Origin of the sequence: Faecalicatena contorta (assembly GCF_001404335.1) — a bacterium.
In the GTDB taxonomy this organism is placed as follows: Bacteria; Bacillota; Clostridia; order Lachnospirales; family Lachnospiraceae; genus Faecalicatena; species Faecalicatena contortus_B.
Genome location: NZ_CYZU01000042.1, coordinates 1 through 15,342, shown reverse-complemented (window position 1 = coordinate 15,342; position 15,342 = coordinate 1). Strand labels below are relative to the sequence as shown.

Genomic DNA, 15,342 nt, shown 5'->3' with positions numbered 1-15,342 from the left:
ATTGGTACTTTTAAATACTCTGAAAGCACAGCACACGCCCGACCATCCGTCGTTATGTAAGTGCTGTGCTTATATTCTGTTTCCCGTTGCAAATATATTACTTCTTATGTTCGCAGGTCTGGTTTCCCACTGTGCAGGAAGTCTTGCATGCAGACTGACAGGATGTCTGGCATTCTCCGCAGCCGCCTTTTTTTACTGTATTGTTTAAGGTCTGTGTATTCAGTGTTTTAATATGTTTCATGTTCTCTCCTCCTATATTCATGCTGCAGGCATGTATTTACCTCGTAACATTATAGCACAGTGCCTGTAGTTTTTAAAGTGTTTTTTTCGTGAACGGTATCGGCTGTCTATAAGCGTTCCCGCACGTATTCTCCTGTATATCTTAATTCATCAGGAGACCATGCCCCCCAGCATCCCACCGCCCGCACAGAGCAGGAATGTGGTCAGTATATTTGCCCCGCTTCCCTGCATGGAGCGGTACACTCCAAGAGAGATCAGAAGCAGCAGACCAAAATACAGAATCCCGATCGTCAGCCCCCAAGCAAATTTACGGAATTTTGCCATCTTCCCTGCCGCAAAGCCGCCTACAAATGTGGAAACAACATAAATAACGATAATCCCTCCCGTTACTTTCCCCTCATCCAGGTTCAATTTATAAAGCAGCAGAGTCAGTAAAAGCAGAAGGATTCCCGTCACCACATAAGCACACAAAAGAGCCTTTAAAAGCCAGACGACTTTCCCCTCGGCCCCCCGCCCCTTATTTGTCTTATTCTCCATCTAATTCCTCCTCGTCCATCTATGTACTATTACAACATATGATTGTCCTTCCCGGAATATGCATTTATCCCCAAAAAAGCGGAGTGTGACGGGCAAGTTTCGTATTGTGGATGGGGGCGGGGCGCAAAATAAAGGGACCACCGCCAGCCTGCCAAATGCACCTATGCCGGTGAAAAGTGCGGACACGAACCTAAGAAATTCTAGGAAGCCGGCAGCCAGAAAAGCAGGGCACAGGCGGCACATCACAAGAAATCCCATGATTTCTCGCGCTGGGCCGCCTGATTTTGTGATTCGGTGATCACAAAATCTCCCTGCTTTTCTGGCTGCCGCCTTCCAAGAATTTCTAAGGTCCGCTTTAGCACTTTTCACCGGCATAGGTGCATTAGACAGGCTGGCGGCGGTCCCTTCATTTTGCTAGATGCATCCAATCGGAAGGAAAGGTTGCCTGCCGGGAGGGCTCCGTAACGGGCGCAGTGTATTGATTCGCCCGGTGGGGCATATAATCCCCATTGCTTTATTCACTGCTTAGGGGTGCTTTAGCCAAACTGCAGAATACGGTATACCCAAAGGGCACCCCGTAACTCATGCCCTGCGGGCGGATCTGCAGCACAGCTGCAGAATAAGGTATGACTCTTCTTTTTATCTACCGGAGCTATGATGTACCATCAAAAGAATCCATACGCCGCCCCCATTAATGATCCTCCCCATTTGCGCCCTGCCGATTGGATGCACCCAGCGGAAGGAAGGGATAGCCGCAATCCGCCCAAGTGCACATATGCCGTTGCGAAATGCTAAAGCGAGCCTTAGAAATTCTAAGAAGCCGGCAGCCGGACTAGCGGGGGGATTTTGTGATCTCCGAATCACAAAATCTGCTGACCCAGCGCGAGAAATCATCCGATTTCTCGTGATGTGTCAGCTGTACCCCGCTAGCCCGGCTGCCGGCTTCCTAGAATTTCTTAGGTTCGTGTCCGCATTTCGCAACGGCATATGTGCACTTGGGCGGATTGCGGCTATCTCTTCCTTTCGCGTCCCCCCGCCATCCCAACTTGCCGGGGAGTAAATACCTCTATCTATTGTTCCATCTGCCGTCCCAGAAAACCTGCCGCGCTCATTGCGACTTTTTGCTCCAGTTCGCCAAATTTTTTCTTTTCGTCCTTATTCAGGAAAACAACCGCGCCTATGGCATCTCCCTCGCAGAGGATCGGACACACGACTTCCTCTTTGAATTCTTTTTCATCCTGCACAACCCCCGCATATTTGGCACTGTCGGATTTTGCCAGCAGCTGTTCTCTTGCCTGAATTACTTTCTCCAGCTCTTTGCTGATATACTTATCCTGCAGATCCTTTTTTCCGCTGCCTGACGCAGCCACGATCTGGTCGTTATCGGTGATGCACACTGTACATCCCATTGTCTGGGCAAGGCTTTCTGAATACTGTTTGGCAAGTGTGCCAAGCTCCCCAATCGGGGAATATTTCTTAAGTATTACTTCACCTTCCCGGTCTGTAAATATTTCCAGCGGATCACCTTCCCGGATCCGCAGGGTTCTTCGTATCTCCTTCGGAATAACAACCCTTCCCAGATCGTCAATCCGCCTTACGATTCCTGTAGCTTTCATAAAGAAATTCCTCCATTTAACGTCTTAGTAATCATTAGCACTTCTACTAGTATTTGTTAAATAGAGGAAAATATTCGTGCTCCAGTCAGTTTTCCATTTCCACGTATTGTTCTGCTATATTTTTCACATGATCGCCGATTCTTTCAAAATCTGTCAGGATCTCTGTGAACACAATTCCTGTCTGCGGACGGCATTTACCTTTTTTCAGACGCTGCATCTGCTTTTTAAAATATTTTTCTCTGGTGTCGTCTATTTTCTGCTCCATCAGAGCCGCCTGGTTCAGGATAACGGCGGGAACATCCTCTTCCTGCCTGTTCACGATACGCAAAGCTTCCAGGCACTGCTTTTTCATATTTTTCAAATCGTCCCTGGCAATATCCGAAAATTCACCGTTCCATTTTTTTAAGTCCTGCGCATATTCCGCCAGATTGACCGCATGGTCCCCGATCCGCTCCAGGTTGCTTATGATCACATAATATCCATTAATCTGCCGGGAGTCGGACATGGACATTTCGTTGGCCATAAGGGATACTATATAAGCAGATATTTCCTGATTCAGATAATCGATGTAAGTCTCTCTTTCCCGGATCTTTTTCATTTCTCTGTCATCGTATTTCATGAGTATATCGTATGCATGCGAAATATTTTTTTCTACCATCCCCAGCATTCTTCCCACTTCATTCCCCACCTGGGATATCGCGACGGCGCTCTGTCCGATGGCATACGATGGTTCGAATCTGGCAATATATTTCAGCCGGTAATCTTCTTCCTCCTCTTTTTTGCTGTCCGGCAGAATCTTTACCGCAGCCTGGGCCATGTATTCGCCGAACGGAAGTAAAATCAGGGTCGTTACGATATTAAATACGGTATGTACATTGGCGATCTGGGATACCGGGTTTCCCGGAACCAATGCCTCCATCCATGCTACAAACGGTGTAAACATACAGATCAGAGTGAACAGTACCGAACCGAATATATTAAACATTAGATGGATCACGGTTGTACGCTTGGCATTGACTTTCATTCCGATGGAAGCCAGAACCGCTGTGATACAGGTTCCGATATTCTGTCCAAAAAGAATATATACCGCACTGGACAGCGGGATCATACCGGTACCCGCCAGTGCCTGCAAGATTCCTACTGATGCGGAAGAGGACTGGATCACTGCGGTAAATACCGCCCCAATCAGTATACCCACCAGTGGATTTTTAAATGTAGTCATAAACTGAATAAATGCCGGTGAATTCTGCAGCGGCTCCATGGCGCTTCCCATCATATCCATGCCCATGAACAGGATACCAAGTCCGGCAAAAATGCTGCTGATATGGTGGACCTTTTCGTTTTTTACAAACATGATGGCCGCAACACCGCCGATGGCAAATATAGGGGCAATGGCGCCGATGTCAAGTGCAATCAGCTGACCGGTGATTGTCGTCCCTATATTGGCGCCCATAATCACCCATACAGCCTGTTTCAATGTCATCAGCCCGGAATTTACAAAGCCGACTACCATAACAGTCGTAGCGGAGGAAGACTGTATGACCGCTGTGATGCCTGCTCCCACCAGCACCCCTTTTGCTCTGTTGGATGTTAGTTTTTCCAGAATTGATTTCATCCGGTTGCCCGCCGCAGCCTCCAGACCGTTGCTCATCATCTGCATTCCGTATAAGAAGAGAGCGAGCCCTCCCAGTAATGCAAGTAAATCCTTAATTCCCATCTCTCATACTTCTCCTTTGCATGCCTTAATTTTTACGCACTCTTAACACAGATTATCATAGCCAAAAACACGAGGTCAATCTGACCGGCACGTTTCTTAGCGGTATCTTAATTACTTACTGGAGCTTTTGCGTTACATCACACGAATTCATGCACTGCCGCAGTCAAAGTGCAACTGCCCGCGAACGAATTTTTGCTCCAGATCGGATGCGCCATCTGCAAAACCGCCAGGTAGATATTGAAAACCTCATTATATTCTGCTAAAATTTACATGTCATGAAATAAAAAAGTATACGCAGGATGGAGAAAACAATATGAGCCTGAAAATTCCAATAGAAACTTCCGCCAGGCATATCCATGTCTCCCAGGAAGACTTTGAACAACTGTTTGGCCCCGGCACACGTTTGAACTATACAAAGGAGCTCAGTCAGCCCGGCCAGTATGCATGCAAAGAAAGGCTGACCGTCATCGGCCCCAAAGGACGCTTTGAAAAGGTCATCTTACTGGGCCCGTTTCGTCCCGCAACCCAGGTCGAAATATCCGTTACAGATGCCCGCAGGCTTGGCATACCAAGCGTCATCCGCCAGTCCGGAGATATCGCCGGCACACCGGGATGCACTCTCGTGGGCCCTCACGGAAAAGTAGAGCTGAAGGAAGGGGTCATCGTAGCCAAACGCCACATTCATATGACGCCCATCGATGCCCTCAGGGCACATGTAAAGGACAACGATATCGTTTTTGTCATAACCACAAGCTATGAGCGTTCCCTTATTTTTTCCGATGTGGTCGTCCGGGTGAGCCCTAAATTCGCATTGTCCATGCATGTGGATACCGACGAAGCCAACGCATTTGCCAACGAGGATAACCCAACCGGCGTGATTTTAAAACTATTTGACGGGCATACTTATAATCTGCAGACATGGGCAGATGAACTGCAGTCCGGAATCAACAGGGGGGTCTGACCCCTTTGCAAAGGGGTCAGACCCCCGTGCAAATCCGACACTATTCTGACAATTTCAAAATGGAGGTATTTTAACATGAGTAAAATCGATGAAGTAAGAAGCGCTATGATGTCCGCTATGAAGGCCGGCGACAAGGAAAGAAAGGCAGCTCTCTCTTTTCTGTTATCTTCCCTGAAAAATAAGGCGATCGACAAGCGGGCAGATCTGACGGAGGAAGAGGAAAACCAGGTAATTCTAAGAGAGATTAAACAGACAAAGGAAACACTGGAAATGACTCCCAAAGACCGCACGGATATTATTGAGGAATGCCAGAAGCGTCTTGCTGTTCTGGAAGAGTATGCTCCGAAGATGATGGGCGAGAATGAGATCAGAGAAATCGTGATGGGTGTGCTTGCCGATCTTGGTATAGAGACTCCAACCGCAAAGGATAAAGGAAAGATCATGAAAGAACTGATGCCGAAGGTAAAAGGAAAGGCTGATGGGAAACTCGTAAGCACAATCGTGGCGTCATTAATCCAATAAAATATAAGAGGGCCGCCCGGGGAACAGGGGCGTATGGGCTTTTCTGGGGCGGGCGAAAGACGTGAGATTTACTAAAAGTCCAAATAGGCCGATTGCAGGCACCTTTGACATGCCATCCGAAATCTGATGATTTCGCATGTCAGGTCAAAGTAAAAATATGATTTGGAAATCATATTTTTATCCTGCAATCGGCCTATTTGGACTTTAAGTAAATCTAGCACGTCTTTCTTGACGCCCCTGAAAAGCCCATACGCCCCTGTTCCCCGGGCTGGGTGCATCCTGCCGGGAGACGGGGAGCGGTGGATCGGGCTGAATTGGCGGAGCGTTTTTGGAAGTAGACGTAAATGATGAGATAAACACTTCTATCTGTTAAATACGGCTATTGCCAGACCCTCGCCTCTTATGGCTGACCAGTGGGCCTCGTTGATTTCTTCGAGGCGGTAGCGGTGGGTGATGAGGCGGTAGAGGGGGAGGTCTTTTTCGGCGGCTTTTTTCATGAATTTGAAGCATTCTTCGTAGTCGCGGGTTGTGTAGTATCTTCCTCCTGCCGGCATGGAATCTTCATAATGTTTTACGGCTGTTTTGGACTTGCCGAGGACGTATTGCAGTTCGCAGATGCTGCCGCTGTTTTTTGCGAAACGTTTTGCAGTGCTTCGGCCCAGTGGGGATGCGGTGCATTGGAATACGGCGTCTGCAAGGCTTCCGCCGAAGTACTTCTGGATCTTTTCCAGTACGGCTGATATGCCGTTTTTGTTACGGTAATTGATGCTTTCCCTGGCACCGAATTCTATAGCCAGTTTGAGAGCCTGTTCGTCTCCGTCTATTGCGATTATGTTGTATATGCCCATACAATTCAGTATGGCGATGGCTGTGAGGCCTTCCAAGCCGCAGCCCAGTACGATAACACGTTTTGAAGAATCCAGATGTCCGAGCTTGACAGTCCTCTGTACCGCGCTGTTTACCGCAATGACCGTCTCTGTAAGCAGACGGGACTCTAAATCCAGATCGTTTACCTGGTAGATCTGGTTGTCGGCTCTGAGCACTACATAGTTGGAATACCACCCGTGAAAGCCGCTCCCTGCACTGCCGCGGTTTGCACCGAAAGCGGTGGCCGCTCCGCCGGCCTTTTTTACGGCAACGACTCTGTCACCGACCTTGAGGGCTGTTCCTGCCGCATCCTGCAGAGAAGGGCTGCCCAGTTTCACGATGCGGCCGGTTCCCTGCTGTCCCAGAAGGGACGCCTGGCCCACTCTCTTTTCTTTCATGAATTCTATCGTATCGGAAGGTGACACACAACAGCCTTCCACTTCCACGAGAATCTCTTTTGCGCCGATCTCCGGCAGCTTATATTCTTTCAGTTCATAACTTTCAGGAGACACCAGCACGGCACTCCTCCCCGTCTCATTGCCCGTAAGCACCGGCATTCTTTCCAGGGTAAATGCTGTCCTGTTCTCTTTGTGTGTCCCAACCTCAGAGAGAACTTGTTTTACTATATCATCAATCTTTAAATCCATCTTCGTATCTCCTTTACCAGGATATTCGCCTGTGCTGCATTCCGGATCTGCCTGTATTCACTCCGTGCAGCAGCTTGTCAATCTTGATCTTCACAACGACCTTCCTGTAGGAGGAAGGTATACGTTCATGACAGCAGGGTTTATGTCCGTCCGTGGGATAAACCAGGTAAAACATTCCCGGCTTCATCTGTATTCTGTCGCCCTGCCCGGTTAACCATTCTATATCTGTGTCGGGATCATATGGTGTCTTCACCGTCAGATCCGCCTTGTCCGCGTATTCCCACATCTCCGAGCCTTCCAGAAGAATCTGCACATCCAGATACTTGTCATGGGTTTCAAAATCTGCTTCCTCAAAGCTCCGGGTCTGTCCCTCCTGAACGAATGCGAACCCCTTTCCGACAGGGTATCTGCCAGCCGGCAGGCGTTCCTTCTCCACACGTTCCACAAAACGCACCGCATCCCACAGTTCGGGCACACACCGCTGATAATAGCGGAAATGTTCCAGCTTATCCATTATCATATTATGCTACCTCTCCAATCTGTCAAATCTGCGTCTGCATCTACAGCAGTTTCAGTTCTCTCATCTTATTATATACATTAGCCTTAGCCTCTGCATCCAGAGAAAGAGCCGGCAGCCTCTCGTGGCCGTCCTGGTTCAGCACGCGGTAGTACATAGCCTGTTTACATGCCAAAAAGAGCGGCGTACTGTAACCATAGATGTCCATGGCATTCACCATCTTTTTAAACCAGAGAGCTGCCTCATTATAGTCACCCCTCTTTGCGGACTGATACGTATTGACCGTAAACTCAGGAGCAAAGTTAGCGGTTGCATTGATAAATCCGTCCACACCGCAGACCAGAAGTCCCATAGCCTGGTTCTCATAGGCTGAGAACACAGAAAAATCAGGATTCACTTCCTTCACCTTCTGCATAGAAAGAACATGGTTAAAGTCATTGATCGTATCTTTGATTCCCACAATATTCGGGTTATCCTTCACAAGCTTGCTCACCACATCCGCATTGAAACAATAGCCTGTCAGATCCGGGAAATTGTATATTATAATAGGAAGAGACGTATGGGAAGCCACATAACCAAAATATGCCTCCACCATCTCTGAGCTGTATACACTGAAATACGGATTAATCAGAAGTACGCCGTCAGCGCCGGCAGCCTCCACATATTTTAGCAGCTCCATTGTATTCTCAAGGCAGGTATCTCCGACACCTACGATCACATTCACCCGCCCATTGACATGGTCTATCATTTCTTTAATAAAATTCTTTTTCTCTTCTACAGTCATAATACTGAACTCTCCGGATGTCCCCAGATATGCCAGTCCGTCCACACCCTTTGAGATCAGGAAATCCGCCTGTCTCTTGCTTGCCTCAATGTCTATCTTACACTTTTCATCAAATATCGTGATGACCGGCGGATTCACGCCACACAGTTTCTTCATTATACTATTCCTCCTTCTGATACCCAAGCTCTCTGGATAAACTCTTTCCGGCCTTCAGCATCTCTGCTATGATTAGTTCCTTCTTGTCCATCATGCGCTCTTTCGGGCCCGATACACTGAGGGCAGCAATCATCCTATGGTAGCCGTCATAGACCGGAACTGCCAGACACCATAATCCTTCTTCGATCTCCTGGTCGTCCGTCGCATAGCCCTGGAGACGAAATTCCTGCAGTTGCTTTCTCAATTCTTCCACGCCCTTCACCGTATTTTCCGTAAATGCGGTAAATTTCAGCCCATTCATTATATCACGGCTTTCCTCCGGCGGAAGAAAGGATAGAAATGCTTTTCCCAGACCGGTGCAGTAAACCGGCTTTCTGGATCCGATTTGTGCATTTGTATTAATCGTCCGCTCGCAGTTTTCCTTCGCAATATACACAATCTCTCCCTGCGAGAGAACCCCCAGGAAACAGGTCTCACCCAGCGTCTGCATGAGATGCTTTAAATAAGGTGTAGCCATCCTCCCGATATCGAATCTGGATGCCGCTACCGCTCCAAGGCTTACCAGCTTGCCCCCCAGTGAATACCGCTTCTGCTCATCCACCGCCAGGTAACCGTTTTCCGCCATTGTCTGTAAAAGGGCTATCGTACTGCTTGGAGCATAATTCAGACGAGTGCTGATATCCTTGTTCGTCAGCCCATCGGAGCTACCCTCTAAAAGGTCGAAAATTTTCAATACTCTTTCTGCCGATTTAACCGCCATATAAAACACCTGCTCCTTTCATTTTCAAAGGGCGACTTCCCCATTTTCAATATAAAATTACATTACCACGCCCAACTTTTCTTGTCAACTTTGAAGAGCTCTGCATGGCTCTTCTATACTGCCTCTTTTCCTATTAAAAAGAGAATGCCTAAAATGATGATAAAGTGCACAAGCCCCTCAATTCTGAGGGGCCTGTACATTACGGCATACTGCCGTATACCTATGTCATACCTGATGCATTTTGCACTAGATGAACAGGCATGATATCAAACCTACAATAATAATCAGAATAATACCTACAACCGAAGCAATTGCCTGCCCCAAAGTATATGTTTTCAATCCGCCGGTAAAATTAAATCCGGTCATATTTGATACAATCCAAAAGCCTGAGTCATTAACCGTTGCGCCGAACAGTGCGCCGTCCAGGCACGCCAAGGCGATAAATACCGGGTGGATAGCTACGGTTGCTGCAACGCTCTGCATTATCGCAAATGTGGTCAGTGAAGCCACTGTACCGGATCCGGTGATCTGTCTGAACAGCAGTCCCAGAATCCAGCCAATCAGCAGAATCAGCACGATATTGTTGGAGATATTGGATACCATATTCTTAATTGCTTCACTCACGCCTGAGGCAGTGATTACAGAGGAGAAGGAACCGCCGGCTCCGGTAATCAGGAATACAAGCCCGGCAGATTTCAAGGCTGTAGTCGCTACTTTTTCTGTCTTTGCCAGTCCCAGGTACTTAATAGAGATAACCATACCAGCCAGAGTTCCCAACAGCATAGATGTTGTCTTCTGTCCAAGGAAATCAATCCAGGTCGGAACAGAATCCATCATAGCGCCTGCTACTGTATTCAAAAGAATGAAGATGATCGGAAGCAGGATCGGGAGCAGTGAAACGAAGAATCCCGGCATTTTTTCCGGAAGTTCCAGCTCATTGATGTCCAAGCCGTTTCCATTCTCATCTTTTTCTGCATTCCAAAGCCCTTTCTTCATTAAGAACCCATGAATCGTAACGGCAATCAGTACCATAGGAATACCGAACAGCAGTCCTGCTGCGATCATAATACCAAGATCGAATCCAAAATACTCCGGAGCAACCAGCGGGTTTGGCGTCGGAGGAACCAGGGTATGCGCAACACCGGCACCGATAGAGATTGCTCCTACGATATAACCGATTCCCTTATTCAGCTTCTTCATCAAAGCTACACCGATCGGGATCAAAATTACAAATGTTACATCAAAAAATACAGGGATGGAAAGTACGAATCCGGCAAAACCTACCGCGTACATTGCCCATTTGTTTGGAAATACAGATACCAGTTTATCAGCAATTACACTTGCACCGCCGGTATCACTTACGAACTGGCCGAGGATGATACCAAGGCCGATCGGGAATCCGATACTTCCCAGCATGCTGCCGAAACCATTGTTAATCACGTTAACCAGGCCGGTTGTTACCGTCCCGTCCGCGGCTGTAATATCCACCAGCGGTACTTTAGTCAGAACACCAAGGAGCAGAGAACCAAGGATCAGGGCGATCGCCGGATTCATCTTGGCCTTGATAATAAACAATACAACAACTGCGATTGCGATTATTAAACTTATAATTAAAAATGCTGTTGACATTTTACCCTCCTACATAAAGGCTGCTTTTACAGTCTTGTTCCCTTTTTTACTTCAATGAGTGTCTTATCCTTATTCAGTTCCACACCAAATCCCGGCTTGTCGCTGACTTTCAGCTTACCGTTAACCGGCATTGGCTCATCCTTCAGCAGCGGATAATACTGCGGAACCACCTTATCAGCCTGCGGCGCCATCATCAGGCACTCTGTGATCGGTGAATTTGTTTTTGTTGTTACATAATGATAACTGTATGTACCGCTTCCATGAGGAATTACCAGTTTGCCGTGCGCTTCTGCCATGTTACCGATCTTAATCAGTTCTGTCATACCGCCGCACCAGCCGACATCAGGCTGAATGACATCCAGGTCGCAGTCCTCGATCAACATGCGGAAACCGAACTTGGAAGCTTCATGCTCACCGCCTGTTACCATGATCTGGTTACCCGCTGCTTTCTTAAGGTCACGGTATGACCAGTAATCATCCGGGTTGAAACACTCTTCAATCCAGTTAAACTTCAGGTCTGCAGAAGCCTGCATCAGGCGTTTTGCATAGTAAAGGTCAAGCGCCATCCAGCAGTCCCACATCAGCAGGAAATCATCCCCGCACTTTTCACGCATATCAGCCGCCAGTTCAATGCTCTTCCTCAGGCCTTCCATTCCATCTGCCTGTCCGTAAACAAGCGGAATCTTGCCTCCGACAAATCCCATATCCTTTGCAAGGTCAGGTCTCGGCCCTGTAGCGTAGAAAGTCAGTTCCTCGCGAACCTTACCTCCCAGCATCGCATATACAGGTTCTTCTCTTAACTTGCCGAGCAGATCCCAGAGCGCCAGGTCGACTGCAGATATCGCGTTCATTACCACGCCTTTACGTCCATAGTAAAGAGAGGCACGATACATCTGATCCCAGATGATCTCTATCTCATTGGCATCCTTGCCCACAACAAAGCGGTCAAGATGATTCATAACCAGCCATGCCGCCGGATATCCGCCCGTTGTAATACCGAATCCAGTCACACCGTTATCCGCCTCAACTTCCACTACAAGAGTCTTCAGCGCATTAATTCCAAAGCTGGATCTGGTTGCCTTATACTCCGGATAGATGCTCATAGGAGTTGCAATCTGCTTAACAATCCAATGATCTTCACTCTGATCATGATAATCAGCGCCACCTCCTTCGACAACATAAGCACGGATTGCTGCAATCTTTCTTCCCATTAATGCCATAATAAGTACCTTCCTTTCTTTTCTTTAAAATGACACATTCAAAGTTTACTCCGTTCCACCGATTCGTATATGTGAATCAGATTCTCATTTCATAAACAGTTTATCATTTCTTTATAATTAAGTCAAGATTCAACGACTTTTTCCACACTATACTCAAAAACCGCAGTACGTTTTTGTGCAAGATGTACAATCTTAATGTAACCGTCCACTTTTGCAGGATTGATTTTTTAAGCATTATAAAGTATACTGATTGAGTTGTTAACTGACGGTCAGGCATACCGGTATTCAGCCTGTTTCGCTGAAACATTGTATTCGCTGCCGGAGCTGTAGTTCTTATAGGAGAGGGTAAAGTATCTATTATGTTTCTATTAATTTTTAATCAACTGCTGAAAATGCTCATTATTATGATATTGGCGTTTGCCTGCTACAGGCTGAAGATCGTAAGCCAGGAAGGAAACAGAAGTATATCCAATCTGCTCCTTATGATTGTCAACCCCTGCCTGATTATTACCGTATATCAGACAGACTATGACGCCAGACTTGTCAGAGGGCTTTTGATCGCATTTGCGGCCGCTTTTGCTGCCCATATCATAGCCATTTTGATTGCCCGCTTTCTGGTACCTGAGAAAAATAACCCGAATTATTATCTCGACCGCTTTGGCTCAATCTATTCCAATTGCGGCTTTATCGGAATTCCACTGATCTACAGTGTGCTGGGAAACGAAGGAGTCTTCTATCTCACCGCCTATATGACCATGTTCAATCTATTTACATGGACTCACGGGCTCAGCCTGCTGGAGAATAAGTTCTCTTTGCGGCAGCTGAAGGAGGGGCTGTTATCGCCTATGATCATTGCTACCTGCGCCGCTCTGATTCTGTTTTTTGCACAGCTGCGGATTCCTTCCGCTGTTCTGGATTCTATGAATTATATAGCAGATATGAATACGCCTCTTGCCATGATGATTGCAGGTTTCTCTGTTGCACAGGCTGACCTGAAGAAAATATTCGGACATTTGCACATCTACTGGGTCAGCTTTCTGAAGCTGATCGCTGTGCCGCTGGCAGTCACCGTATTTTTATACCTGCTTCGTATAGACCATGACATTGCATATACTACATTAATCGCAGCGTCATGTCCCACAGCTACCACAATGACAATGATGTCAATTCGTTATAAAAGAAACTATACATACGCTTCAGAAATTTTTACATTTACTACCGTTTTGTCTATGGTGACGATTCCTTTCGTTACTTTTATTGCCGGATTTTTAATAAAATAGAAATTTCTAAGGGAAAATGGATATCCTGTAAAAGAGACTACTAATCAGATTCAGAGAGAGTTTATATGAAAGTTTTAATTTTATCATGCAGCACAGGAGAAGGACATAACTATGCAGGAAAAGCACTTCAGGAGTGTATCCGCCTTCACGGTGATGAAGCGGATATGCTTGACATCATGCTGCTTGCGGGTAAACGTGTGTCCCGTTTCGTGGGCGGTGGGTATGTGTCAATTGTAAAACATGCTCCCCGCTTTTTTCATTTTTTGTATAGACTGGGAGGGGTTGTCAGCTCATCACACCGCAAGTCTCCCGTATACTATGCGAACGCCATGCTCGCCAAACCCCTGAAACGCTATCTGGAGGAACACCATTATGATGTCATCGCCACACCGCATCTGTTCCCTGCGGAGACACTTACCTACATGAAGCATAAAAAGATGCTGTCCCATAAAGTAGTTGCTATTGAGACCGACTATACCTGCATTCCATTCTGGGAAGAAACGGACTGCGATTATTATATAATCCCGCACAAAGAGCTAAAAGAAGAGTTTGCTGCCAGGGGGCTCCCTGCACACAGGCTGAAACCTTACGGCATACCGGTCCGGCAGGCATTTTCGGCTCCCCGGGTTCCAAAAGCAGCAAGGCAGATGTGTAAGATACCTGAGAACGCACATGTCTATTTGATCATGAGCGGCAGCATGGGTTTCGGAAAGATCCAGCTGTTCGTCGCGGAACTGCTGCGCAGAATTCAGCCCGATGAATACATCATCGTCATCTGCGGCGCCAACAAAAAATTATACCATATTCTGACGGGAGAATTCGGCCGTTCTGCCAACGTCAGGATCGTGGGTTATACAGAGCACATTGCCGCCTACATGGACGCCTGTGATGTGCTGTACACAAAACCCGGAGGCCTGACCAGCACAGAAGCAGCGGTAAAAGGAATCCCTATCGTCCACACCACGCCCATCCCGGGTTGTGAAACAAGAAACCGGGAATTCTTCTCCGTCCGCGGGCTTTCCGTTACTTCAGACAAATTCTACGGCCAGATAGCCGCGGGCCAGAGCCTGCTGCGGGCCCCCGTCCGCTGTGAAGCCATGCGTACCGCCCAGTCAGCAGCAGTCCCGGGGGACGCGGCACTCAAAACCTACAGACTCCTGCGCCGTATCTGCAGAAAATCCGGAGGTGAAATATAATGTATTACCTATTTATCCTGCTGGGTTACTTATCCGGCAGCATCCTATACACCCAACTGATTCCCAGGCTGTTAAGCGGAATCGACATCAGAGAGGCCGCCAGCGACCACAATCCTGGAGTCTTTAACGCATTCAAACTGGCCGGCAGAAAAACCGGAGCCATCGTCCTCATCCTGGAGCTGGCAAAAGGATTCCTCCCCATCTGTGCAGCCGCACATATTCTGGATGTCCACGCCCCTCTCTTCGGCATCATACTGGCAGCCCCGGTCATCGGCCATGCCTTCCCATTCATGCATCCCACAAAAGGCGGCAAAGCCATAGCCGTCTCCTTCGGCTGCCTGTTGGGCCTCCTCCCAAACCTATACCCGTTCTTCCTGCTCGCCTTCTTCTACCTCCTCTTCTCCCTGCTGATCATCATCCGCCCCCACCTCCTGCGCACAATCATCACCTACCTCTGCTTCAGCATCACCAGCATCCACCACCTCCAATCCCCCACGCTCCGTTGCGGAACGCTGCTAATATCCTCCATAGTAATCCTAAAACACCTCCTAAAACACGAAAAATCCCCCATCAGCATCCGCCTCCCAGGCCGCCAAAATCACTAAAATAAGCTCCCCCGCCCGCCACGCCAATCCACGTCAATCCCATCCGCCTCTCCCGTCTTCCTGCAGGATGCACCCAGCTTGTAAGGAT

Annotated in this window: 15 protein-coding genes; 5 read left to right on the top strand and 10 right to left on the bottom strand. The window is 47.8% G+C overall.

Annotated features, from left to right (window positions below; translation table 11 throughout):
- Positions 1-97 precede the first annotated feature (97 nt).
- The 4 genes from scfA to ARB69_RS18045 all read right to left on the bottom strand — a co-directional run bounded on the left by scfA (position 98) and on the right by ARB69_RS18045 (position 4,110).
- The gene (scfA, locus tag ARB69_RS18065) at positions 98-241 is read right to left on the bottom strand and encodes a six-cysteine ranthipeptide SCIFF (RefSeq protein ID WP_009002406.1); all 144 of its coding nucleotides are present in this window, start codon (positions 239-241) and stop codon (positions 98-100) included.
- A gap of 149 nt (positions 242-390) precedes the next feature.
- Positions 391-777, bottom strand: a complete 387-nt coding sequence (locus tag ARB69_RS18060) for a TIGR04086 family membrane protein (protein ID WP_050641393.1) — start codon at positions 775-777, stop codon at positions 391-393.
- A 1,070-nt stretch (positions 778-1,847) separates the two neighbouring features.
- Positions 1,848-2,393, bottom strand: coding sequence for a stage V sporulation protein T (gene spoVT, locus ARB69_RS18050; protein WP_025655277.1), 546 nt, complete (start codon positions 2,391-2,393; stop codon positions 1,848-1,850).
- Positions 2,394-2,478: 85 nt separating this feature from the next.
- Positions 2,479-4,110, bottom strand: a complete 1,632-nt coding sequence (locus ARB69_RS18045) for a Na/Pi cotransporter family protein (protein ID WP_055154592.1) — start codon at positions 4,108-4,110, stop codon at positions 2,479-2,481.
- A 313-nt stretch (positions 4,111-4,423) separates the two neighbouring features.
- Between ARB69_RS18045 and ARB69_RS18040 the strand changes: the two genes are divergently transcribed.
- Together ARB69_RS18040 and ARB69_RS18035 are read left to right on the top strand one after the other, a co-directional pair.
- On the top strand, positions 4,424-5,071 hold the full coding sequence (locus tag ARB69_RS18040; RefSeq protein ID WP_055154591.1) for a PduL/EutD family phosphate acyltransferase: 648 nt from the start codon (positions 4,424-4,426) through the stop codon (positions 5,069-5,071).
- Positions 5,072-5,146: 75 nt separating this feature from the next.
- Complete coding sequence (locus ARB69_RS18035; protein WP_050641397.1) at positions 5,147-5,593, top strand: GatB/YqeY domain-containing protein; 447 nt, start codon at positions 5,147-5,149, stop codon at positions 5,591-5,593.
- Positions 5,594-5,955: 362 nt separating this feature from the next.
- Here the strand turns inward: ARB69_RS18035 and ARB69_RS18030 are convergent, their stop codons facing one another.
- The 6 genes from ARB69_RS18030 to rhmD form a co-directional block, all read right to left on the bottom strand.
- On the bottom strand, positions 5,956-7,107 hold the full coding sequence (locus ARB69_RS18030) for a zinc-binding dehydrogenase (protein ID WP_050641398.1): 1,152 nt from the start codon (positions 7,105-7,107) through the stop codon (positions 5,956-5,958).
- A 13-nt stretch (positions 7,108-7,120) separates the two neighbouring features.
- Positions 7,121-7,627 (bottom strand): YhcH/YjgK/YiaL family protein, encoded by a 507-nt coding sequence (locus ARB69_RS18025; protein WP_050641399.1) that lies wholly within the window; start codon positions 7,625-7,627, stop codon positions 7,121-7,123.
- Between the two features lie 40 nt (positions 7,628-7,667).
- Positions 7,668-8,564, bottom strand: coding sequence for a dihydrodipicolinate synthase family protein (locus ARB69_RS18020; protein WP_025655273.1), 897 nt, complete (start codon positions 8,562-8,564; stop codon positions 7,668-7,670).
- A 4-nt stretch (positions 8,565-8,568) separates the two neighbouring features.
- A complete protein-coding gene (locus ARB69_RS18015) occupies positions 8,569-9,324 on the bottom strand; it encodes an IclR family transcriptional regulator (protein WP_050641400.1) in 756 nt (251 codons plus the stop codon).
- A gap of 246 nt (positions 9,325-9,570) precedes the next feature.
- A complete protein-coding gene (locus tag ARB69_RS18010; protein WP_050641401.1) occupies positions 9,571-10,953 on the bottom strand; it encodes a GntP family permease in 1,383 nt (460 codons plus the stop codon).
- Between the two features lie 26 nt (positions 10,954-10,979).
- Complete coding sequence (gene rhmD, locus ARB69_RS18005) at positions 10,980-12,173, bottom strand: L-rhamnonate dehydratase (protein ID WP_025655270.1); 1,194 nt, start codon at positions 12,171-12,173, stop codon at positions 10,980-10,982.
- A gap of 359 nt (positions 12,174-12,532) precedes the next feature.
- Here rhmD and ARB69_RS18000 point away from each other — a divergent pair, with 359 nt between their 5' ends.
- The 3 genes from ARB69_RS18000 (at position 12,533) to ARB69_RS26165 (ending at position 15,254) form a co-directional block, all read left to right on the top strand.
- The gene (locus ARB69_RS18000) at positions 12,533-13,453 is read left to right on the top strand and encodes an AEC family transporter (RefSeq protein ID WP_055154590.1); all 921 of its coding nucleotides are present in this window, start codon (positions 12,533-12,535) and stop codon (positions 13,451-13,453) included.
- A gap of 65 nt (positions 13,454-13,518) precedes the next feature.
- Positions 13,519-14,649, top strand: coding sequence for an MGDG synthase family glycosyltransferase (locus ARB69_RS17995; protein ID WP_055154589.1), 1,131 nt, complete (start codon positions 13,519-13,521; stop codon positions 14,647-14,649).
- Complete coding sequence (locus tag ARB69_RS26165) at positions 14,649-15,254, top strand: glycerol-3-phosphate acyltransferase (protein ID WP_083487143.1); 606 nt, start codon at positions 14,649-14,651, stop codon at positions 15,252-15,254. Before ARB69_RS17995 ends, ARB69_RS26165 begins: the two co-directional genes overlap by 1 nt.
- The last annotated feature ends 88 nt before the right edge of the window (positions 15,255-15,342 follow it).